Origin of the sequence: Bartonella sp. AU15XJBT (assembly GCF_028618615.1) — a bacterium.
In the GTDB taxonomy this organism is placed as follows: Bacteria; Pseudomonadota; Alphaproteobacteria; order Rhizobiales; family Rhizobiaceae; genus Bartonella.
On record NZ_JAQITG010000003.1, the window covers coordinates 100950 to 122301 of the forward strand.

At 40.8% G+C, this 21352-nt stretch carries 17 protein-coding genes and 1 pseudogene; 13 read left to right on the forward strand and 5 right to left on the reverse strand.

Going from position 1 to position 21352, the window contains the following annotated elements; genetic code table 11:
* Positions 1-217 precede the first annotated feature (217 nt).
* From PVV57_RS02565 to PVV57_RS02575, 3 genes are all read right to left on the reverse strand, one after another.
* Complete coding sequence (locus PVV57_RS02565) at positions 218-583, reverse strand: helix-turn-helix domain-containing protein (RefSeq protein WP_273718761.1); 366 nt, start codon at positions 581-583, stop codon at positions 218-220.
* 951 nt (positions 584-1534) lie between these two features.
* Positions 1535-2281, reverse strand: coding sequence for a TIR domain-containing protein (locus PVV57_RS02570; protein WP_273718763.1), 747 nt, complete (start codon positions 2279-2281; stop codon positions 1535-1537).
* Positions 2282-2585: 304 nt separating this feature from the next.
* Positions 2586-3248 carry a thiamine phosphate synthase gene (locus PVV57_RS02575; RefSeq protein WP_273718764.1) on the reverse strand — a complete coding sequence of 221 codons (663 nt, stop codon included), beginning with the start codon at positions 3246-3248 and terminating at the stop codon, positions 2586-2588.
* A gap of 355 nt (positions 3249-3603) precedes the next feature.
* Here PVV57_RS02575 and PVV57_RS02580 point away from each other — a divergent pair, with 355 nt between their 5' ends.
* The 10 genes from PVV57_RS02580 to tolB all read left to right on the forward strand — a co-directional run bounded on the left by PVV57_RS02580 (position 3604) and on the right by tolB (position 15257).
* Positions 3604-4746 (forward strand): OpgC family protein, encoded by a 1143-nt coding sequence (locus PVV57_RS02580; protein ID WP_273718765.1) that lies wholly within the window; start codon positions 3604-3606, stop codon positions 4744-4746.
* A 185-nt stretch (positions 4747-4931) separates the two neighbouring features.
* Positions 4932-5450, forward strand: a complete 519-nt coding sequence (locus PVV57_RS02585) for a DUF1465 family protein (RefSeq protein ID WP_273718766.1) — start codon at positions 4932-4934, stop codon at positions 5448-5450.
* Between the two features lie 1829 nt (positions 5451-7279).
* A complete protein-coding gene (gene ruvC, locus PVV57_RS02590) occupies positions 7280-7795 on the forward strand; it encodes a crossover junction endodeoxyribonuclease RuvC (RefSeq protein WP_273718793.1) in 516 nt (171 codons plus the stop codon).
* Positions 7792-8406 carry a Holliday junction branch migration protein RuvA gene (gene ruvA, locus PVV57_RS02595; protein WP_273718768.1) on the forward strand — a complete coding sequence of 205 codons (615 nt, stop codon included), beginning with the start codon at positions 7792-7794 and terminating at the stop codon, positions 8404-8406. The genes ruvC and ruvA overlap by 4 nt, the downstream gene beginning before the upstream one ends.
* Before the next feature lie 13 nt (positions 8407-8419).
* Positions 8420-9511 (forward strand): Holliday junction branch migration DNA helicase RuvB, encoded by a 1092-nt coding sequence (gene ruvB / locus PVV57_RS02600; RefSeq protein ID WP_273718769.1) that lies wholly within the window; start codon positions 8420-8422, stop codon positions 9509-9511.
* 213 nt (positions 9512-9724) lie between these two features.
* A complete protein-coding gene (ybgC, locus tag PVV57_RS02605; protein ID WP_273718770.1) occupies positions 9725-10165 on the forward strand; it encodes a tol-pal system-associated acyl-CoA thioesterase in 441 nt (146 codons plus the stop codon).
* 1100 nt (positions 10166-11265) lie between these two features.
* Complete coding sequence (tolQ, locus tag PVV57_RS02610; RefSeq protein ID WP_273783380.1) at positions 11266-11979, forward strand: protein TolQ; 714 nt, start codon at positions 11266-11268, stop codon at positions 11977-11979.
* A gap of 14 nt (positions 11980-11993) precedes the next feature.
* Positions 11994-12446, forward strand: coding sequence for a protein TolR (tolR, locus tag PVV57_RS02615; protein ID WP_273783381.1), 453 nt, complete (start codon positions 11994-11996; stop codon positions 12444-12446).
* Between the two features lie 107 nt (positions 12447-12553).
* Positions 12554-13894: a cell envelope integrity protein TolA gene (locus PVV57_RS02620; RefSeq protein WP_273783382.1), complete on the forward strand. Its 1341-nt coding sequence runs from the start codon at positions 12554-12556 to the stop codon at positions 13892-13894.
* Positions 13895-13931: 37 nt separating this feature from the next.
* Positions 13932-15257, forward strand: a complete 1326-nt coding sequence (gene tolB / locus PVV57_RS02625; protein WP_273718779.1) for a Tol-Pal system beta propeller repeat protein TolB — start codon at positions 13932-13934, stop codon at positions 15255-15257.
* A gap of 45 nt (positions 15258-15302) precedes the next feature.
* On the opposite strand, the pseudogene PVV57_RS02630 reads toward tolB, so the two are convergent.
* Together PVV57_RS02630 and PVV57_RS02635 are read right to left on the reverse strand one after the other, a co-directional pair.
* Positions 15303-16228: pseudogene (locus tag PVV57_RS02630) on the reverse strand (tyrosine-type recombinase/integrase); the annotation flags it as partial.
* Positions 16229-16818: 590 nt separating this feature from the next.
* Positions 16819-17565 (reverse strand): YebC/PmpR family DNA-binding transcriptional regulator, encoded by a 747-nt coding sequence (locus PVV57_RS02635; protein ID WP_273718781.1) that lies wholly within the window; start codon positions 17563-17565, stop codon positions 16819-16821.
* A 376-nt stretch (positions 17566-17941) separates the two neighbouring features.
* Here PVV57_RS02635 and PVV57_RS02640 point away from each other — a divergent pair, with 376 nt between their 5' ends.
* The 3 genes from PVV57_RS02640 to PVV57_RS02650 all read left to right on the forward strand — a co-directional run bounded on the left by PVV57_RS02640 (position 17942) and on the right by PVV57_RS02650 (position 21339).
* Complete coding sequence (locus PVV57_RS02640; RefSeq protein WP_273718783.1) at positions 17942-18637, forward strand: DUF1013 domain-containing protein; 696 nt, start codon at positions 17942-17944, stop codon at positions 18635-18637.
* A gap of 189 nt (positions 18638-18826) precedes the next feature.
* A complete protein-coding gene (gene pal, locus PVV57_RS02645; protein WP_273718784.1) occupies positions 18827-19345 on the forward strand; it encodes a peptidoglycan-associated lipoprotein Pal in 519 nt (172 codons plus the stop codon).
* Positions 19346-19398: 53 nt separating this feature from the next.
* Positions 19399-21339 carry a tol-pal system protein gene (locus PVV57_RS02650; RefSeq protein WP_273783383.1) on the forward strand — a complete coding sequence of 647 codons (1941 nt, stop codon included), beginning with the start codon at positions 19399-19401 and terminating at the stop codon, positions 21337-21339.
* Positions 21340-21352 lie beyond the last annotated feature (13 nt).

Sequence of the window (21352 nt, forward strand, 5' to 3'; positions counted from 1 at the left end):
GATTTAAAGCTTTAGAGCTCTCCTTACTGTTGTGTATGAAATCAAAACATCCCTCAATTCATAAAGTAATTTTTAGGGGAATGGTAATAAAAAAGAGCGTTTCTTAACGTATAGGGTTTGTAAAGCAAAAGGTAGCGTGTTTTTTGATGCAAGCAATATAAAGCGTTCACAAAAGGGGTGACTTTGAATAGAGCTTAGTGTGCGCTATCGCATGATTTTAGCTTGTATTCTCATCAGAGATGAGCTGTAGAATAGCTCTCTTTTTTATCGTGGTCAAAACTCTAAATTTTTTGAGCAGTTGGTATTCTTCTGTGTTCGAGATGATTTCATCATGATGATAAGGAGGCTGTTGTTTCGTGATGATATCTGCATAAAAAAAGGAAACTGGAACATTGAGGATATCGGAAATTTCCATTAAACGCCCCGCGCTGACACGATTTAAGCCGTTTTCATATTTTTGAACTTGTTGGAAGCTTATCCTTAAAGCATGCCCTAAGGCTTTTTGAGACATCTTTAGCATTTGTCGTCTCAAGCGAATTTTCTTGCCGACAAAAAGATCAATATTAAGAGTGTTGGTTTGCATTTTACCCTCCCGCCGGTTGCGAGCGCCCTCGCATGAGTATTCCGGGAGTTAAAAGTACTGAACCTAAATCAGCATTTTGCTTTTAGTGCTGGTAAGCACCTGGACATAGCAAAATCTCCCGGAATTCCGGGATACCCGCAAAGCGGGGTAAATTCATGTTTAGGTTTCAGGCTTTTAATCCCTATTGGTCGTTGCGTATGCGACCAAGACACTTTTTAACTCATAAAGGAATTTCAGGAGGTTGGCAATAAAAAATAGTTTTTAATGAGAGGCAGTGTGGTTTTGATGCAAGTAATTTTGATGCAAGTAATAAAGCATAACTATTTTTCTTACTGGAGATTATTTGCGCGGGTAAATGATATAGTGTGTTTTCTTTGCCAATGAAAATATCGTTAATTAAGCTTGTTTTTGCATTGTTCCCTCGCCAAGTGCGCGCGCCTTCGCATAGTATTCTGGGAGTCTAAAAATACTGAAACCTAATCAGTCTTTTTGCTTTTAGTGCTTATCGCCCCTGGACAGAGCAAAATATCCCGGAATTCCGCGATACCCAAAAAGTTGGTCAATTCATGTTTGAGTTTTCAGGCTTTAGAGCCCTCTTGATCGTTGCATATGCGACCAAGAGACCTTTTGATTCATAAAGGAATTTGAGATATTTACAATAAAAGATAGTTTTTTAATGAGAGTCTATCCGCCTTTTAATCTCTCTGAAACGATAACCAAAATCATGATATCAGAGCCGTGCTTATCAAAAGGTCTAAAATGATTTTTTCCACGGTAATGAATTTACAAGCGGTTTCTTTATTAAAATTTGCACCATCGCTTGGCTATTGAAGAAGGATATGTGCGTAATAGCTTTTTTGTCTTTAAAGAACGTGGTGGCTTTATGGGCTGCGGTGAAGTGTCATGGTTTTATGGGGGCGTGCGTTTTAAAAACTAAAGATTAAGTGTTATTCACATAGAATTTAATGCACAAGGAATGGCATCTTGACTAAAAGGGACCTCCGCTCCTTTTAAGCGATTAATAAGTTTGGGAAATGTCTCTTGTACGTGTTTTTCAAAAGAAAGGTAGTAAATTCCATTAACATCTGAAGGTATTTCAACGCCTTCTTTGTATAAAATAGCTATTTTATCAAAAGGAAGTATGGAGATTAACATTCCCATCTCGAGAATAACATTTTGTCGTGCACGGGGGTGCGCTTTTGTTTCACCGTCAGATATAGCATAGCCTATATCATCGGGAGTTAGCAGTACAATGCCAAATCCTATAGAACCTTTACAAATTTCTTTTTTCAAAGTTTCAATGATGGGAAAGCCATTACCACCAGTATTTTGTAAAATGTATGGTTCGAGCTCAAGTCTGCGAAGAATAAGTTCAAGTTGCTCTAAGGCAACGTGGTCATGACCATGAACGATAAAAATTTTTTTATTTGAGGTATTGGAAGCAATTTTTGGAAAAGGAGTCGTTGATTTTGTTTCTATATATTGAACTAAATCTTCTCTCAACTTTTGTTTTGTGTTTTCTTTGCCTTGAAAGCTAAGTGTTCCTGTACTTTCATACCAATTAATAATTCCTCCATCGCAGGTTTTGATCTGATATCCTCCAGAAGAATTAAGTGATAGAGACTTAATTTCTTTAATTTTATATCCACACTTGCAAACTATGTTTTGAAGATCTTCAAACGTTCCTCTGTATTTCATTTTTTATGTCCCCTGCATATTTCCATCATTCGTTGTTGGTATGCATTAACCAATATCAACAATGATGAGTTTCCCCAATCATAATGGCTTCTTTTTATAAGACATTGAACTAGAAAGTTTTGATGATTCTTCTCTATATATTATGTAAAAAAAGCGCAAGCTTTTTCATCTCATTTGATAGAATTGCGGAAAGAAAAACACATTTTTCTCCCCTTTAATCTGTTATTGTGTATTCTATATAAGTAATATAGTGGCGGGTGTTTGGATTTTTATTAACACTTAATTTATGAATTCCCCTCCCACATTACAAGGGGGTGTTTTCACATTTTTCTTGCATTGTTTTAAGCAATATTAAAGGATTGTCGTTCCCCAAAATAACTTCTTCTACAGCGACAAATTCACATCCAGTTTTTAAGGCTTCATCAAAGGTTGCGAAATCGCTTCCTACTTGGATAATGGCAGGGGTTTCCATAATCTCTGCCCACCACGCTGCCAATTGGAGATTACGGGGGTGCGCATGGGGTTTTTTATCAGCTCCTAATTTGCCAAACAGAAGATAGTCAACACCTGTTTCTGCTGCAAGCATGGCGCTATGACGATTGCGTAGATTGCCAAAGCCTAAGATTTTTTGTTCCTTTTGCTGATTTTTAAAGCTTTCAAGAGCGTTAAAATCATCTTCTATGTGCAAACCATCAGCCTTTATGCGTCCCGCAATGCGGCTGTCATCAGTGATGAGAAGAGCGGCGCCATTGTTTTGAATATCTTCTGCGTAAATTTGTGCTTGTTGCTGTAAAAAAGAGCCATCATCTTTTTGCTTTTCAGAATCGTAAAGAATGACGCATGCAAAGGATTTTGTTTGCAAAATGGGACGCAAAAAACTGTGCGGGGTGTTGCGTCGAACATTGAGGGTTAAAACCAATTGAGGAAAAAGAGGGGATTCAATCGGTTTATTTTTTTGTTGTGTCATGCTATATCCCTGTTTCTTAGAAAAAAATGATGCTCAAAAATTAAAGCTTCATCCTATTGATGCTTGTTTGCGATGAGGGTAACCACTATTTTCCCATGATTTCAAGGGGAGAGGTGTGGGAGTGCTTTGATGAAATAGCAAGATGTTTGAAATACCAAGCTGTTGTTAAGCATACGATACAACCTTTTCGTCGTCATACATGTATGGGTGTTTTTCATCCTTTTACCTTAAAAAAATAACACTTAAAAAGAAACTTGACTCTTAAAAGTTAAAGTTTCATCCTATCTTATTTGTGATGAGCGTAACGACTTTTTTTATGTGACTTAGGGGCTTTGTGACGTGTGGGAGTCCATTTATGAAATACCAAGCTGTTGTTGATCATAATAGGCAGCCTTTTCGTCGTGATACACGCATTGATGTTTTTCGTTCTTTAGCCTTATTGACGATTTTCATCAACCATATTCCCGGGACTCTCTATGAGCATATAACCCATAAAAATTTTGGTTTTTCCGATTCTGCAGAGATTTTTGTTTTGCTTTCAGGAATTTCGCTGGGGTTAAGTTTTCATGGGCGGTTACAGCAGAAGCCTTTTACTTTTATTATCCGAAAATATTGGCAGAGAGCTTTTCAGCTCTATGGGGCGTATCTTTTGACCACTTTTGTCACATTCAGCCTGTTTTTAGGGGCTTTTTTCTTATGGCAAACAGAAAAGCTGTTATCAATGAACAATGTGGGGCTCTTTTTTACAGAGCCTGTTATCGCATTTTTAAGCACTTTAAGCTTGGGGCATCAATTAGGCTATAATAATATTCTGCCGCTTTATATCGTTTTGATGTTTTTTGCGCCTTTTATCCTTTATTTGAGTTGTAAACAGACAAAGTGGCTGCTTTGGGGTTCGTTTATACTCTATCTTACTTGCGGATTTTATAAAATTGCTCCCCCTTCTTATCCTATAGAGGGAAAATGGTTTTTGAATCCTCTTTCTTGGCAGTTCTTATTTGTTATAGGCTTGACCAGCACTTTAGCACTCAAACAAGGTAAAACAATCGCTTTTCAGTCTTTTTGGCTGGTTTGTGCGGCAGCGTATCTCTTGTTGGCGCTGTTATGGGTGCGCTTAAATTGGTGGGGCGTTTTGGGAGGGCTCGGTTGGTCTTGTGCGTTGATCAACTTTAATAAAACCTTTTTAAGCTTGCCACGTTTGCTCCATGTTCTTGCATTATCCTTTCTCATTCTATGCTTACCGCGTGTCAATAAATGGTTTTATGTTTCAGAGCAGCATCCTTTAGCAATCTTAGGAAAACATAGTTTACCGGTCTTTGTAACGGGAACCATTTTTGCGATGTTTGGACAAATTGTAAAAACAGTGATGACAGGAACGTTTTTTTCCGATAGCCTCTTAATGATAACGGGGATTGCGCTGCAATTTGGAGTGGCTTATTATTGTGAAAAACGGCGGTCTTTGCAGGGGGCCTTTTCAAGGAAACTGATCCGTTTATAAGAAAAACGCTCCCATGGGGTTTGTTTGGTGGCGTTAACCTTAGTATAAAAAGCGCATTGCGCAAAAAATTTAAAAGAGGTAGTCAATTTTAAAAAAAAGCATTCTATACAGCAACACAAAGAAACTTTTTATTACTCTGTTCGTTGAGTGGTGTGGTTTTGTGCTGATACTTGGAGTATAAAAGCGTGAGTGTACATAAATGTCCCTATGATGAACCTATTATCATGATTGAGCATAATGCTTTTGAAAATGCTTTTAATCGTCTCTATGAAGAAACAATGGCGCTGATTGAAAAAACCGCAGCGTATATTGATTCAGAAGGGAAATTAGTAGCACGTTCCCTTTCGGCAGAAATTTCTGCAATCTATGCAAAAGAGGCGATGTATTTAAGTACACGACTTATGCAAATTGCCTCTCAACTCCTTCTTCTTCGGGCAGAGCGTGAAGGGGAAATGTCACCAGAACAAATAAAAAAAGAAATCGTAAAAGTCTCCCTTCAAACACCAACCTTAGAACTTGAAACCCCTTATTGGAACGACCTACCAGAAATTTTCCGCCAATTTGTTGCTCATTCACTGCGTTTGGAAGCACGCATCAAGTATATGCGCGCAGGATGGGAGACGGCTGCTTCCTGTACTTTAGAAGATGAAAATCCAGTGGGAAAACAAATCGAATTGCTGAAAACAGCCTTTGGGCGTTCTTAGAGCATATTTCCTTGGGTTTTAGCCTATTCGCTTCGTTTGAGAGGCGCTATGTTTTTTGTTTAGGATATGCGGCTGTTGTTTATGTGCTTTGAAAAGTAAGAGGCGGCTCGTATCTTGGGTGATGAAAATCCAGTGGGAAAACAAATCGAATTGCTGAAAACAGCCTTTGGGCGTTTAGGGATATTTTCTTGGCTTTTTTTTGTGATATTTTGAGCGGTATATTCGTTGTCGTGACTAAAATTAATCTGGAGAGTTTTTTCTGTTTAGCTTCTCTTTGAGTGTGGAAAAATATCTTGAGTTTATGACAAAGAGGGGGCATTGATTTCGAATTATGGTGTGGAGTATGGGCTGTGGTCGGCTTCAGTTTATTGTTGCTGGAACGCTTTCTTTTGATATTGTGTGATTTTATTTTAGCTATGAGAATGATCAGGCTATGCCGGATATTAGCCAAGCTCTTGGACATCGATTATCCTATTCTATCGTAAAATACTCTCGTTTAAGGCAGAGATATAAGGCACATAGCTGTGATGTATTCAGTATTTAAAATTACAGTACGTATGTGTTGAGAGCAGGGCTTATCCTTAGTGCTTATGAAGGGGGGCACATAAGTGGTCAACAGTAAGAAGCTATCGAGAGTCGTTGTTTTTTATAAGATAACGCTGGTAGGAATCTTCGTCCTTTGAGAGGTGGGGAGGAGGGAAAGCTCTATAATTTATTCCTCATAAAATTGCTGGAAAATGTGTGTTATAATAAACACCCCAAACGGAATATATTTGTGTTGCTAATCTGCGCGCTTGCTTTAAAGAAATATCTCTGAAGGCGCGTCACACCTCCCTTTCGTGACGGTCGTCCGTGAATGGCATAACGGTAAATTCCTCCATGAAATGTATAAAATTTCCCATAAAGTGTCTAAAAGCTATTGTGCTCTTCTATTTTTACGCTTCATAAAAGAGTAAAGCCCCATCATTCATTTTGCTAACCTCTCATGTTGTGACAGAGCTTTATATTTGAGATGGTTCATAAGAAGCATGCCCTCTTGTAAAGTTCCATGCCACATGGCTCTTCCGCTTATGATGTGCAAGGGAATGGTTTTGATAGATACAACATAAAAATAGGTTGGGAATGAGAGAAACTTTCGATATTTGGGGCTGTCATTCAACATAAAGAATGCTAGGGTATTCTTGTCAATCAATGCGTTTTCTCATGATCATGATGCATTGTTTTCATTTTTGGGGTTTTCGTTTTTGAGTTCTCTCAGTTTTAATAGGAGGGGCTCTCTTCACGGAAAATAAAACATCTAAAATCACAAAATAAATTGTCTTAAAAAGCTCTACGGGGGATTATGGGGGGCTTTATGGGCCCCGTGTTGCTCATGCAATACTCTCCCTATAATGCTCTTGTGTTGTGAGGGGTATGTAAAAAATACCTCGCAATGTTTGTTCACGTCCATATCATGGGGAGTATAATGTAAAAAGATCCCGTGAAGTCTATACCGTTCATAGAGGAGCATCTTTACATTTATATATCCAAAGACAACCCCTCTCTTTGTTTGCTTGTGGTGGTTTAATCGTTATGACATTGAAGATCAGATAGAAGGGAGTGAGTATATCGAAGGGGAATTTTTATGGGTTCCTTTTGCTTTCTTGTAAGGTGAGAATGGTTTTGTTTGATGGCATTTGTGTCTCATAAAGTTGCTGTTTGTTCGTGTGTTATACTGTATAAATTCATAACATATGCCCTTCTTTTTACTGGTTTTGCCCTTTGCTGCTGCTTTCTTTGCGGCTTTAAGCCTTTATTCAAAAGGGGGAAACGTGTATAAACTAGCGCTTATGGCAGAGACGATTCGTATTATAGGCATTGATCCCGGACTACGGTATACTGGATGGGGCGTTATCGATCTTGCGGGCAATCGTCTTCAGTTTGTCGCTGCAGGGACGGTTTCTTCTGATGTACAGTGTGATCTGGCTTCTAGACTCTATCAGATCCATAAAGGTCTTTCAGAGGTTGTGCATCAATTTATGCCCCATGAAGCGGCGGTGGAACATGTGTTTGTCAACAAAGATGCTACAGCAACGCTAAAACTTGGGCAGGCGCGTGCGATTGCACTGCTGGTTCCTGCGCAAGCAAATCTTCCTGTTTTTGAATATGCACCCAACAAAGTGAAAAAATCGGTTATTGGTGTCGGGCATGGTGCTAAAGAACAAATTCATATGATGGTAAAGGTTCTCCTCCCACGGGCTGAATTTGATAGCAATGATGCGGCGGATGCCCTTGCTCTTGCTCTTTGTCATAGCATGCATCGTAAGAGAATTGATCAATCTTATCAGGCAAGGGTGGCGATATGATTGGAAAGTTAAAGGGCACGCTTGAACATATCTTTGAAGATTATATCGTTCTTGATGTTCATGGTGTGGGGTATGTCGTTTTTATCTCAAATCGGTTGCGTCCTTCTTTGCCTTCTGTTGGGGAGACTTTAAGTCTCTTTATTGAAACGCATGTTCGCGAAGAGGCAATCCGCCTTTTTGGTTTTGCGACAAGAGCTGAACAGGAGTGGTTTTGTATGCTCCAAAATGTTCCAGGCGTAGGAGCAAAGGTTGCTTTAGCAATCTTGGGGACTTTATCGCCAGATGAACTTGCACAAGCTATTGCCCTAAACGATGTGGCGATGATTAGTCGCGCGCCGGGCGTTGGTAAAAAAGTCAGTGAAAGAATTGTGAGTGAGTTGAAAAGTAAAACACTCCCCTTTGAACAAGCGGTCAAGACTGTTTCGATTCCTCAGCGCGAGATAACTCATCAACCAGCCCATGATGCGCTTTCCGCATTGATGAAGCTAGGCTTTGAACGGGAGCAAGCCGCCCGTGCTCTTGCTCTTGCGATGAACGCTCTTGAGGGGGAGTCTGTGTCTTCTGCCCTGCTGATCCGCCATAGTCTCAAATTGCTTTCTTCTCCTACTTAAATAAAAGGTAACAATGCATAAAGATGAAGATCAACGCCTTCTGGGTCCCGCACCTCTTCCCAACGATCCGGATCGTTCCTTAAGACCACAAGTTCTTGATGACTTTATTGGTCAAGAGGCGGCACGGGCGAATTTAAAAATATTTATTGAAGCCGCAAAAAGGCGGCAAGAAGCGTTGGATCATGTTTTGTTTGTAGGACCACCAGGACTGGGAAAAACAACGCTCTCACAGATTATGGCAAAAGAATTAGGTGTTAATTTTCGCTCTACTTCAGGTCCGGTCATTGCTAAAGCAGGAGATTTGGCTGCTCTCTTGACCAATCTTGAAGAACGCGATGTCTTGTTTATTGATGAAATTCATCGCTTAAATCCGGCGATTGAAGAAATTCTTTATCCAGCGATGGAAGATTATCAACTCGATTTGATCATTGGAGAAGGTCCGGCTGCACGCTCGGTTAAAATTGATCTGGCTAAATTTACTTTGGTGGCGGCAACCACACGGTTGGGGCTTTTGACAACACCGCTGAGAGACCGTTTTGGCATCCCCATTCGTCTTAATTTTTATACGATAGAAGAATTAGAATATATTGTGCAGCGTAATGCGCGGCTTTTTGCTGTCAAGATCAGTGATGATGGTGCGCATGAAATTGCACGCCGAGCACGGGGAACCCCGCGCATTGCCGGACGGCTTTTACGGCGCGTTTGTGATTTTGCTTTGGTGAAACAAGCAAAACAAATTGATCAAAAAATCGCTGACGAAGCGCTTTCACGCCTTGAGGTGGATCATCTGGGGCTTGATCCACTGGATCGTCGTTATTTACTCCTGATTGCACAAACTTTTTTAGGGGGACCGGTGGGAATTGAAACCATTGCTGCTGCTTTATCAGAACCACGCGATGCTATTGAAGATATTGTTGAGCCCTATCTTCTCCAACAAGGCTTTATTCAGAGAACGGCTCGTGGTCGTATTCTCACTGAAAAGGCTTGGAGCCATTTAGGACTTTCTGCGCCTGCTTCAACATCTATACAAAAGCGTACTCAACTTTCTGATGCTCAAGATAATGCATCATTTCAGACAACTTTATGGGATGGGGAAGATGACTGAGGCATTTTTTTAAAAAAATTGTGCAGATAGTTTATCGCAAACGCTTATAAGGATCAGAGGTGTTCTGCTTGTCCGTGTGTTTTGGCTGAAAAGATTTGGAACGATAAAGGATTTTGTGCTTTGGCTTTTCACAACTTCAACACAAAAATGTGTTGAATCTTTTGATTGATAAACAATTTTCTATCTTAAATAACTTTATGGGACATGAAGTCAATGACAAAAGTAATGCCTTTCAAGAGCAATCATACAAATGCTTTTCATAATTTTCAGGTGCGTGTTTATGTGGCTGATACAGATTTTTCTGGTGTGGTTTATCATGCGCGTTATCTGGAATTTTTTGAACGGGGACGTTCAGAGTTTTTACGGGATACCGGTTTTAATAATAAGATGTTAGCAGCAGGGGTTGAAGGGGAAAAACTGTTTTTTGTTGTGCGCCATATGGAAATTAGTTTTTTGCGACCAGCCAAAATTGATAATCTTTTAGTCGTTAAAACACGTGTTGATCATATCCAAGGAGCACGCTTTTTTATGGAACAATCTATTGTGTATGAGGAGATCACGCTGGTAACAGCGAAAGTTGAAATTGCTCTGATTAATGAGGATGCAAAACCACGACGTTTACCCAAAGAGCTTTTTGCAAAAATGCTGAGTTAAAAGGGTTGTGCATTGAAGATACAACAGTTTTATTTATAAAGATAATATAACGTTATTCAGCTTGAATGAAAACTTTGCGTGTCGTAAAATTTTCTCATTTCAAATCTTTTCCCTATTGAAATAATGAAAACTATCCGCTTACATTTTCATAAGAGAGTAATGTATAAGCACTTGAAAAATCTGTAAAAATTTAAATAGATACTCTTCAATGTTATAATGGCTCAATATTGCAAGTGAGCGAAGAGAGTGAATGGGGCGGTTTTCATGAAGGAGAAAGAGTGAAAAGGCTTTTTTCACGTTAGGGAGGCTTTGAAGTTATCCCATGGTGCCAGAGACATAATGCGCATTGAAAGGGGCTACAGCACAATGAGATTATAGGAGACTGATACGAGATTATAGGAGATTTACCTGGGGAGGCATTAAATGAGCGACATTGGGTGAGGCATTTTATGGTGGTTTATTTTTGGTTTTTTTTGTGTATACTTGGGGTGTAACCTTATTAAACTTAAGGAAAAATGAGAGAAACAATAGCCTAAGGTAATGCATCATCTTTCATGATGCCCCCTATTGATTGATCATGATCATTCATTGCGTTGTCATTTTCACAGAAGGCTTGTAAGATTTTCTCTTTTCAAGCTCTTTTGTGAATTCATCAAAATCATTTTCTGATCTGTTACATTTTTTTCTTGTCACAGACGGGGTTGGTGCATGAGGGGAAACGAGGATTGAGAAAGGCATAAAATTGCCTTTTATAAAGCTTTTCAAGAGCCAAGACTTATTGCAACATTTTGAGCTTGGAACGCCACATGATGGTTTAGCGTTCTTTTCATACACGTAAAGATGGGGACGCATAGCAGATTTGATATCATGCTTTATATTATTTATGGACGGGGAGGGGTTTATGTCGTTGGGAAATAGGGGTGAGGTGTATTGAGGGATGCTTCTCGTGATCACTTTTTAAAGAAATTTAAGAAACAGGTCTTGTTTTAGCGCATGGATTTATGTGACACTAAAGTTTTTTACTTAAATTTAGAAACTATAAAACAATCTGTTTTATAAAATTTTAAGGAATGCACCTTTCATTTAGAGGGACAAGAATTATGCCGCATGTAGAACTAACGAATCCGGAAACAATGGGAATGTTGCATTTGTTTATGCAAGCAAGTCTCGTCGTTAAAGTTGTTATGGTTTTGTTACTGCTTGCTTCCGTCTGGAGTTGGGCCATTATTTTTGATAAAATTTTTACGTACCGGAGAATACGGCGTGAAATCAAGCAATTTGAACGGACATTTTGGTCTGGCAAAGCGCTAGAGGATCTTTATGTCGCCTGTAAAAGTTACCGTACCAATAGCATATCTGCTGTTTTTATGGCAGCAATGGCTGAATGGAAAAAATCTCTTGAAAAAGGGACCCATACTTCGATCAGTTTGCAGAGCAGAATTGATAAGGCAATGGATCTAACACTGGGACGTGAAAGTGAAAAAATAGAATCAAAGTTAAGTTTTCTTGCGACACTGGGATCTGCGGGACCCTTTATCGGTCTTTTTGGAACAGTGATTGGGATTATGGAGTCTTTTCTTTCTATTTCAGCTTCTCAAAACACGTCTCTTGCCATTGTCGCGCCAGGGATTGCAGAAGCACTTTTGGCAACGGCGATTGGTTTGTTTGCAGCAATTCCAGCCGTTATTGCCTATAATAAGTTAACCCATGAAAGTGCGCGCATCATTGCACAAATAGAAAATTTTGCTGATGAGTTTTCAACAATTGTCTCGCGGCGTATTGATGAAACACGCACATCACATTCCCCTTTATAAAAAGGAGCTTAGCCATGGGAATTTCTGTTGCTTCTTCTTCTCGAAAAAATACACGTAGGCGGCATCATTCACGAAGCCAACTGATGAGTGAGATCAATATTACCCCTTTTGTGGATGTGATGCTGGTGTTGCTCATTATTTTTATGGTCTCAGCTCCTCTTTTGGTGAACGGTGTTCCTTTGGATTTGCCACGCAGTCAAGCGGGGCTAGTCCGCGCGCAAAAAACGCCCCTTACGGTTTCACTTGACGCGCAAGGGCGCTTTGCCATTCATCAAGATTATTATGAAACATCACAAGCGTTGATTGCACAGCTTAAAGCTCTTCTGGAAGCAGACGCAACACAAAAAGATCAACGGATTTTTGTGCGGGTTGCTAAAACTGTTGAATATCAACAAGTCTTAAAACTGCTTGCAGATATTCAAAAGGCAGGTTTTTCTCAAGTGGCACTAGCAAGTCTCGCACAATAAATAACAAACAATAAAGTTGTCCATAACCAATTGTTTTTTAAATGTTTTAAAAGAGTGCAGCGTGATTAAAAGTGAAAAAATATAAGGTATCAATTAAGGCATAAAGAATGAACAAAGACTCCTATCATAGCATGAAACGAGGCTTGGTGTTATCCCTTGTGGTCCATGTTATTTTTCTCAGTTGGGGCGTTGTTCAGTTTATGAACTCTGTTTCTTTACCACAACCATTGGAAGCAATTCCCATTACTCTTGCGCCTTTGATGGAAGAGTTTTCCTCTCAACAAGGCTCCGTGAAAGCGCCACTCCATGCAATTCCTGCTGTTAAACCAACCACTAAACCCCAAGAGAAAGAAGATGCACGCCATATTGGAGAGGGAGAACGAGATAGTCTGGCACCTTTTCAACCAAAGGAAAAGCCGCGCTCCGTTGAGACAACACCGTTGCTGCCAAGCAATCCGTCAGAAATATCCAAACTTACAGAACCAGAATTATTAGAAGCAAAAACAGAAGAGATTTCAAAAGTGCTAGAAGATGCGCAAAAGCTTGCGCCTGAGATGCCTTTGAAAGCAGCGGAGGACGACCCCAAGGTTGCGCCTGAGATGCCTTTGAAAGCACCAGAAGATGCGCAGAAGATTGCGCCTGAGGCGCCTTTGGAAGCAGTGGAAGATGCGCAAAAGATTGCGCCTGAGGTGCCTTTGGAAGCAGTGGAAGATGCGCAAAAGATTGCGCCTGAGGCGCCTTTAAAAGCACCAGAAGATGCCTCCAAGCTTATCCTTAAGCCTGCTTACAAAAGTGAAGAGATGATATCGTTAAAAGAATTGGCTCCAACGGTACAAAAGGTCCCAGCAGAGCCGGTTGTACAGCAAGCGCCCAAAATTGCACTTCCAGAAAAACCTCTTCTTCCGCAGTTTAAACCAAAATTTGACGAAGAATTTCCAATAAAGAAAGAGGGTGCATTCAATCAAAAGGCGCCAAAGCTTAACAAGAAAAATCAAGAGAAACAAACCATTGAAGATATTTTAGCCATGGAAGAAAATAATTTGCTCAATCGTGCGCGCTCACAAGGAGGGGGAGCAAAACGTTCCCATACACCAGAAGCTTTAGGTGCACGAAAAAATATCAATGATACCACAAAAATGGCACAAACATTGGTCAATATTGCAGGGGGATGTATTCAACAGAAGCTTAAACTTGTGGCGCTTGGTGGCGATTTAAAAAACCGTCCCGTCGTGCGGTTGCGATTTTACTTAGACCGTGAAGGGATGGTTGTGGGCGATCCTATCATTGATCCTATAAGCGGTCTTGAGAGTCAGCAAGCGATTATGATCAGGCAGGTGTATACGGCTGTCTTTTCATGTCAACCTTATGCAGATCTTCCCCGTGATCAATATGACCTGTGGGGGCAGGGGTTTGACTTTAATGTTGATCCCCTCCAAGAAATAAGATGATAAATGAGAAAAATCGCTTAACGAAAGGACACATTCCATGATGACTATAATGAGACATAAAGTTTTTACGTGGTTTATAGTCACTTGTGGTTTGTGGCTTTCAAGTCTTTCATCAGTTTATGCGCAGTTGAAAGGCACGATTTCAAGCGCTGATTTTAACCCTATTCCCATTGCAATTACAGATTTTATTTCCAATGATTCGATTGGATCTAAAATAACGGCTGTGGTGACAGCCGATCTTGAACGGTCGGGGCTTTTTTTACCGCTTGACAAGGAAAATTTTTTTGAAAAAATTTCTAATCCGAATAAACAACCGCATTTTTCTTCGTGGCAGAAAATAAAAGCGCAGGGTTTGGTGACGGGGCAAGTCATGAGAGAAATCGACGGACGTTTGAGGGTTGATTTCCGTTTATGGGATGTTTTTGGACAGCGACAATTGAAAGGACGGCGTTTTTATACCGCGACAGAACGTTGGCGGCGTGTGGCTCATATGATCGCAGATGAGATCTACAGTGAGATGACAGGAGAAAGTGGTTATTTTGATACAAGAATTGTTTTTATTGATGAAACAGGCCCTCAAAATGCACGCATTAAACGCTTAGCAATGATGGATCAAGATGGCGCAAATTTGATTTATATGTCTGATGGAAGTGAATTGGTGCTTACACCGCGTTTTTCACCTAAAAGACAAGAAATGACCTATATGGCTTATGAGGACAATCAAGTGCCTCATGTTTATCTCCAACAACTTGAAATGGGACAAAGGGAGTTGATTGGAACGTTTCATAACATGACAATTGCTCCGCGTTTTTCTTCTGATGGACAAAAGGTCATCATGAGTTTGTTGCAAAATGACGGCAGTGCAAATCTTTACACCATGGATTTACGGACCCGTACAATGACGCGCCTTACAACAACTTCTGCTATTGATACCTCTGCTTCTTATTCACCGGATGGAAAACAAATCGTCTTTTCTTCAGATCGTAGCGGAAAGCCACAAATTTATAAAATGAATGCGGATGGCAGTGATATTCAGCGTATTTCTTCAAACGAGGGGAGTTATTCGACACCTATTTGGTCGCCACGGGGGGATTATATCGCTTTTACAAAACAATCAGGTGGACAATTTTCTATCGGTGTTATGCGCCCGGATGGACAAGGAGAACGAATTTTAACCACAGGGTTTCACAATGAAGGACCGACTTGGGCTCCCAATGGTCGTGTACTGATGTTCTTTCGCAAAAATCCCGGTATGGGACCCAAAATCTATACCATTGATATTACGGGACACAATGAACGCCAACTCCCCACACCCAATGATGCTTCTGATCCCGCATGGTCGCCATTGCTCAACGTACAGTAAAAAATGCTTGATAAAAATACAAAAACATAGAGGGAATATAGTCTTATCAGAAAGAGGACCGCGACCGGTTGCAGAAAAAAGAAATCATTGCGAGAAAGCAGACGTGCTTTTTTTAATTTCTAATGCCTCTATTGATAAAGGCACACGAAATTCTGTTGGAGCATCACGCCGTCCTTTCATATTTTCAGCAGGAATTATCCATATATCCCCATCAATCTGTTCTTTACATATATGACGCAAGGGATTTGCACGAACGCCTGTAAGAATAAGCAGATGCAAAGCCAATAGTGTTAGGGGGTGATGCTTCGCACAGTGTTTTATAAAAAGCCGGAACATCTCTCCCATCCAGTGCGGGTCTATTAGGAGTTTTGTGATGTTGTTTGCCTAACAAAGCTTGTGCTTTTTCTGCTGCTGTAGATCAACATCTAAACCTAACGCAGCCGCATGTTTGAAACACATATTAAGGCGCTTGAAAGCTCTATAAGCAACTCCAGATCTTGTATGCCAGATAGGGGCGAGGGTATTGTGTATCTCTGTTTGGGTAATCTCTGAAACGGGGAGGCAACCTAATTTGGAAAGAATATGGAGTTTTAAAGGTGAAAACCAATTTCCAGCTTTGCCATCTTTTTTTAATTCAGCTTTACGGCTTTCAAAAGCACCCAAAGCAATATCTTATTCAAATAATGCAGATTACACATTGCTTCACGTTTTTGTTTATTGCGTTCTTTAATGGGGGAACACCCTTCACGTAAAACAGAGCGCCAACCAGTTGCATATTCACGCGCTTGTTTTAAAGAAACATCTCTTAAAGCGCACTCAAGTCCATTTCACGGCGGCGCCCGTGAAGGGTATAACGATAAATTCATCGAGTACCACCATCTTTAAGCTTGTGGAGAGGAAAGACGGCATCATCGTTATATTTGCCAGCCCCCAGTTTTACCAACAGCCCTACAGCCTTTGAGACGATTCATAAGGGAATTTTTTCTCCTTTAAGTTTTACGCCAAACGGGCTTTTTCTGCTTAAATAATGTGCAAGCGCATGACTTTGATTGATGCACCGCACACACAAATTTGGAATAAGAGAATTTGACGCTATTTAGAGGGTCTCATTCAAGTTCAATAACGCTAAACTCCCCTTATAAATCAATGTGATAAGTATTTAGGGGTTTCAGTTTCAAGTGAATCTCATGCGTGAGAAGAGGAATATGTCTAAGAGGATCTGATTTGTTTACAGACCAGATTGGGGTGACATCTTCATCATTTGAGGGTGGGGAGCAATCTTAAAGAATAAATAGAGAGGGGCTGTAGGGGTAATTCTTAGAATATATAAGAAAAGCTTGAGATCACAAAGTTTTTTATCATCAGAACTGTTTGAGCGTTCAAGGGTATTTGCTTTATGCTTTCTTTTTTTAATCCGCTTTTTTTTCTGCGATTGATTGTGGTTTTCTTGGCTTTACAAATGATTGACCCCGCTATTGACGCGGGGTTTTTATATTGTGGGAAAAAAGTGATAGATGCTTTTAGTCCCTCACTTGGTGAAGAGAGGGCCAATGATGGGAAATTATACGGACAGTTTTGCCAAAATCTCATCGCTGACATCAAAATTAGCATAAACATTTTGCACATCATCATCTTCTTCTAATGTTGAAATCAGTCGTAAAACGGACAAAGCTTTTTCTTCATCGATTGGAGCAAGGGTGGTGGCTTTCCAAATCGTTTTAATCGATTCTGCTTCACCAAGTTTTGCTTCAAGTGTTTTTGAAACTTCACCAATATCTTCAAATGCACAAGTAATATGATGCCCGCTTTCTTCTGATTGTACATCTTCGGCACCCGCTTCAATGGCAGCATCCATGATGTTATCTGCTGTTCCTGCTTCTGACTTATAAATGATTTCCCCAATCCGATTAAACATGAAACTTACAGACCCGGTTTCCCCTAACGCTCCTCCTGATTTGGTGAAGGCCGCGCGCACGTTTGAAGCAGTGCGGTTACGGTTGTCTGTTAAAGCTTCAACAATGACGGCAACACCGCCTGGTCCATAGCCTTCATAGCGCACTTCATCATAATTTTCGACATCGGAGCCTGAAGCTTTTTTAATCGCGCGTTCAATATTATCTTTCGGCATTGATTGTGCTTTGGCATTTTGGACAGCCAGCCTTAAACGTGGATTCATGGCTGGATCAGGAGCACCTTGTTTTGCTGCTACGGTAATTTCGCGTGCAAGCTTAGAAAATATTTTTGAGCGCACCGCATCTTGACGCCCTTTACGATGCATAATATTTTTAAATTGTGAATGGCCTGCCATAGTTTTCCTTCCTATTTGAGGGCTGTCCTTCCAGTTGGATGCTTTGTTAGAATTTAAGGCGATAAAACATGCATCCAACCAGAACAAATATGCCACAGCATGAGGTGAAATAATCGAATAAATCCTTTATAAGAAAATTCATCTTAAAGGTAAAGAGACCTTCGTTGAGGATCATTCCAAGAGAGATCTCTTGTCGTTGAGCAAAAATCACGCTATAACAGAATATAATCTCATGGCAAAATGGTTTATTCCATGTCTCGCTTTAATTATAAAAGTGGGTGGGAGAAAACGAACATATAATTAAGAAGTTCCAGTGCTCTTGAGTGGGCGGTAACCTGCCTCATAATAGAAGAGGCGCAGAAGAGGATTTATAAAAATGGCAACGCAACTTTTGATGCCCAAAGCGACAGCTGTTTGGTTGGTTGATAATACAGCTCTTTCTTTTGAGCAGATTGCAGAATTTTGTAAATTACATGTCTTGGAAGTAAAAGCTATTGCCGATGGAGAGGCAGCTTATGGTATTAAAGGTCTCGATCCGATTAGTTCTGGGCAGTTGACGCGCAGTGAAATTGCACGGGTAGAGGCGGATCAAAACGCACGTTTGAAAATCTCTCAATCGAGGGTGCACATTCCTGAAAAAAAACGTAAAGGGGCGCGCTATATCCCTCTTTCCCGACGTCAAGATCGTCCCAATGGTATTTTATGGTTGGTCACAAACCATCCCGAATTGAAAGATGCACAAATTGCACGGTTGATTGGGACAACAAAAGCAACGATTGAACAAATCCGCCTCAGAACCCATTGGAATAGTGCGAACTTGTCTCCTCTTGATCCTGTAGGACTTGGCTTGTGTTCGCAGATCGATTTAGATTTTGAACTCCAGCGTGCGGCAAAAGGCCGCCCTGTTGCTGCAGAAGAAGATCGATCGTTGCTTCCCGCCTCTGTGACGGAAAATGCTGCTCTAGAGGAAAATGAGAGTGAAGAAAATCCACACAAGACTTTTGATGCTGATAAAGTTTTTGCAAAATTGAACGCGCTGCAAAAAAATCGTCAAGAGCAAGAAGAGGCATAAACAACATGAAAGGGCAATATTTCTCATGGAGATGTTAAAGAAATAGATGGAGGGAAGAAAAATCGGCAGAGACTGAAAAATGATGACAAAAAAACAGAAAAATTTCTTCTTCATTAGGAATTAACGGTTATTCTTAAAAATATTTTTAAGAATGTGTCCTTCTTTACGCAATTCGAGGAGAAACAAATTATGCGCTCTACCAAAAATACCCTCTCTCATTCTTTAGCTATCCTGTTTTTTTTCTCACTGTGCTTGGGTGGGTGTGGTAAAAAAAATATCGGTGCATTTAATGGTATGAATGGCGCTTATATGAATGATGCTGCTTTGAATCAAGGACCAGGTTCAGGACAAGAGTTTACGGTTAATGTGGGGGATCGCGTGTTTTTTAGTCTCGACTCTTCTTCATTGGATGCGGATGCTGAACGCATTTTAACGCGTCAAGCAGAATGGTTGCTTCATTATCCTTATTATTCTATTATGATCGAAGGTCATGCTGATGAAAGGGGAACACGTGAATATAACTTGGCACTTGGACAGCGCCGTGCTGTTGCTGTGCGAGACTATTTGGTGTCTCTTGGTGTGTCTGCACAACGGATTCAAACAATTTCTTATGGAAAAGAAAGACCTGTAGCTGTATGTGATGATATTTCCTGTTGGAATCAAAATCGACGTGCTGTGACAACACTGAGTAACATGAACAGTCATTAAGAAAGCAAATGGTTGGTTTCAACCATTCAATGAACTCTTAAGGGGAGAAAAGGATGTATCGTAAAATCAATTGGAAAACACTCTTTTATATGGCAGGTTTCATAGCTTGTTCTACTTCATTTGCTGAAAGTGCGGCACGAAACGCTTCTGAATATCCAGCACATGATACGGATAAAGTTGGCGCTGCCGATAAAGCTTCCGATGTGGTGAAGAAAGCTTCTGAGGTTGCCGATAAAGCAGCTTCCGATGCGATGGAAAAGGCTTCTGACGCTGCTGATAAGGCTTCCGATGCGGTGAAGAAAGCCACTGATGCGGCTAAAAAAGCAGCTTCCGATGCGATGGAAAAGGCACCTGACGCTGCTGATAAGGCTTCCGATGCGGTGAAGAAAGCCACTGATGTGGCTAAAAAAGCAGCTTCCGATGCGATGGAAAAGGCACCTGACGCTGCCGATAAGGCTTCTGATGCCGTGAAGAAAGCCACTGATGCGGCTAAAAAAGCAGCTTCCGATGCGATGGAAAAGGCACCTGACGCTGCCGATAAGGCTTCTGATGCCGTGAAGAAAGCTTCTGAGGCTGCTGATAAAGCAGCTTCCGATGCGATGGAAAAGGCACCTGACGCTGCCGATAAGGCTTCTGATGCCGTGAAGAAAGCTTCTGATGCGGCTAAAAAAGCAGCTTCCGATGCGATGGAAAAGGCACCTGACGCTGCCGATAAGGCTTCTGATGCGGTGAAGAAAGCTTCTGAGGCTGCTGATAAAGCAGCTTCCGATGCGATGGAAAAGGCACCTGACGCTGCCGATAAGGCTTCCGATGCGGTGAAGAAAATACCTGATGCGGCTAAAAAAGCAGCTTCCGATGCGATGGAAAAGGCACCTGACGCTGCTGATAAGGCTTCCGATGCGGTGAAGAAAGTACCTGATGCGGCTAATAAAGCTGCTTCCGATGTGGTGGAGAAAGCCACTGAGGCTGCTGATAAGGCTTCTGATGCGGTGAAGAAAGTACCTGATGCGGCTAAAAAAGCAGCTTCCGATGTGGTGGAGAAAGCCACTGAGGCTGCTGATAAGGCTTCTGATGCGGTGAAGAAAGTACCTGATGCGGCTAATAAAGCTGCTTCCGATGTGGTGGAGAAAGCCACTGAGGCTGCTGATAAGGCTTCTGATGCGGTGAAGAAAGTACCTGATGCGGCTAAAAAAGCAGCTTCCGATGTGGTAAAGAAAGCCACTGATACTGCTGATAAAGCCGCTTCCGATGCCGTGAAAAAAATCTCTGATGTTTCGGCGCACCAAGGGATTATTTTAGAGAATCAGCAGGCTTTATTTAAAGATTATGATTTAGATAAGCTTTTGCATAAGATACGGATGGTGCTTGAGCATAACAATCTAAAAAATGTTAACAAGCAATTTCACCGGCTTTTTGATAAAAAAGACTCTTCTGTTTATTCTTGTTCCGTTGAAAGTGCCGCGTTGGATGAGAAATCTCAGACTGAAAAAGAAGAGATGGTGCAGCAGCTGAGCGTGGATAACCAGACAAATGTTGCTGATGTGAAAGACCATGATGTGAAGGAAACTGAGGAGATTTTAAAAAAAGTGCATGACGTAAGTGCTCATATCGAAGCACATCAGAGTGACACTCTTTCTTCTTCCAAAGCTTTGTATAAGGAAGGGTATGATTTTATTCGTTCTGCCAACTATGTTGGTGCTGAAAAAAGCTTTTGCGCTTTTCAAAATCGTTACAAAAAAGATCCTTTGAGTGATGACGCTTTATTTTGGTTGGCTGAATCTTTGTTGGGACAAAAACGCTATCATGAAGCAGCACAAGTTTATCTGACCGCATGGTATGCAGATAAAAAGAAGCTCTATACCTCTGAGATTTTGCTGAAATTAGCAAGAAGTATGGTCGCTCTTGAGACAAATGAAGAGGATTGTGCTCTTTTTGCAAAAAACAAAAAACGTCATCAAATGTTAGAGTCTGTGTTTTGTAAACCCGCAAAATAAGTAGCGAGGTCAT

Bases quoted from the DNA above. Each gene is read 5' to 3' on its own strand.
- PVV57_RS02565 (WP_273718761.1), bottom strand. From the start codon at position 583: ATGCAAACCAACACTCTTAATATTGATCTTTTTGTCGGCAAGAAAATT.
- PVV57_RS02570 (WP_273718763.1), bottom strand. From the start codon at position 2,281: ATGAAATACAGAGGAACGTTTGAAGATCTTCAAAACATAGTTTGCAAG.
- PVV57_RS02575 (WP_273718764.1), bottom strand. From the start codon at position 3,248: ATGACACAACAAAAAAATAAACCGATTGAATCCCCTCTTTTTCCTCAA.
- PVV57_RS02580 (WP_273718765.1), top strand. From the start codon at position 3,604: ATGAAATACCAAGCTGTTGTTGATCATAATAGGCAGCCTTTTCGTCGT.
- ruvC (WP_273718793.1), top strand. From the start codon at position 7,280: ATGGCAGAGACGATTCGTATTATAGGCATTGATCCCGGACTACGGTAT.
- ruvA (WP_273718768.1), top strand. From the start codon at position 7,792: ATGATTGGAAAGTTAAAGGGCACGCTTGAACATATCTTTGAAGATTAT.
- ruvB (WP_273718769.1), top strand. From the start codon at position 8,420: ATGCATAAAGATGAAGATCAACGCCTTCTGGGTCCCGCACCTCTTCCC.
- ybgC (WP_273718770.1), top strand. From the start codon at position 9,725: ATGACAAAAGTAATGCCTTTCAAGAGCAATCATACAAATGCTTTTCAT.
- tolQ (WP_273783380.1), top strand. From the start codon at position 11,266: ATGCCGCATGTAGAACTAACGAATCCGGAAACAATGGGAATGTTGCAT.
- tolR (WP_273783381.1), top strand. From the start codon at position 11,994: ATGGGAATTTCTGTTGCTTCTTCTTCTCGAAAAAATACACGTAGGCGG.
- PVV57_RS02620 (WP_273783382.1), top strand. From the start codon at position 12,554: ATGAACAAAGACTCCTATCATAGCATGAAACGAGGCTTGGTGTTATCC.
- tolB (WP_273718779.1), top strand. From the start codon at position 13,932: ATGATGACTATAATGAGACATAAAGTTTTTACGTGGTTTATAGTCACT.
- PVV57_RS02635 (WP_273718781.1), bottom strand. From the start codon at position 17,565: ATGGCAGGCCATTCACAATTTAAAAATATTATGCATCGTAAAGGGCGT.
- PVV57_RS02640 (WP_273718783.1), top strand. From the start codon at position 17,942: ATGGCAACGCAACTTTTGATGCCCAAAGCGACAGCTGTTTGGTTGGTT.
- pal (WP_273718784.1), top strand. From the start codon at position 18,827: ATGCGCTCTACCAAAAATACCCTCTCTCATTCTTTAGCTATCCTGTTT.
- PVV57_RS02650 (WP_273783383.1), top strand. From the start codon at position 19,399: ATGTATCGTAAAATCAATTGGAAAACACTCTTTTATATGGCAGGTTTC.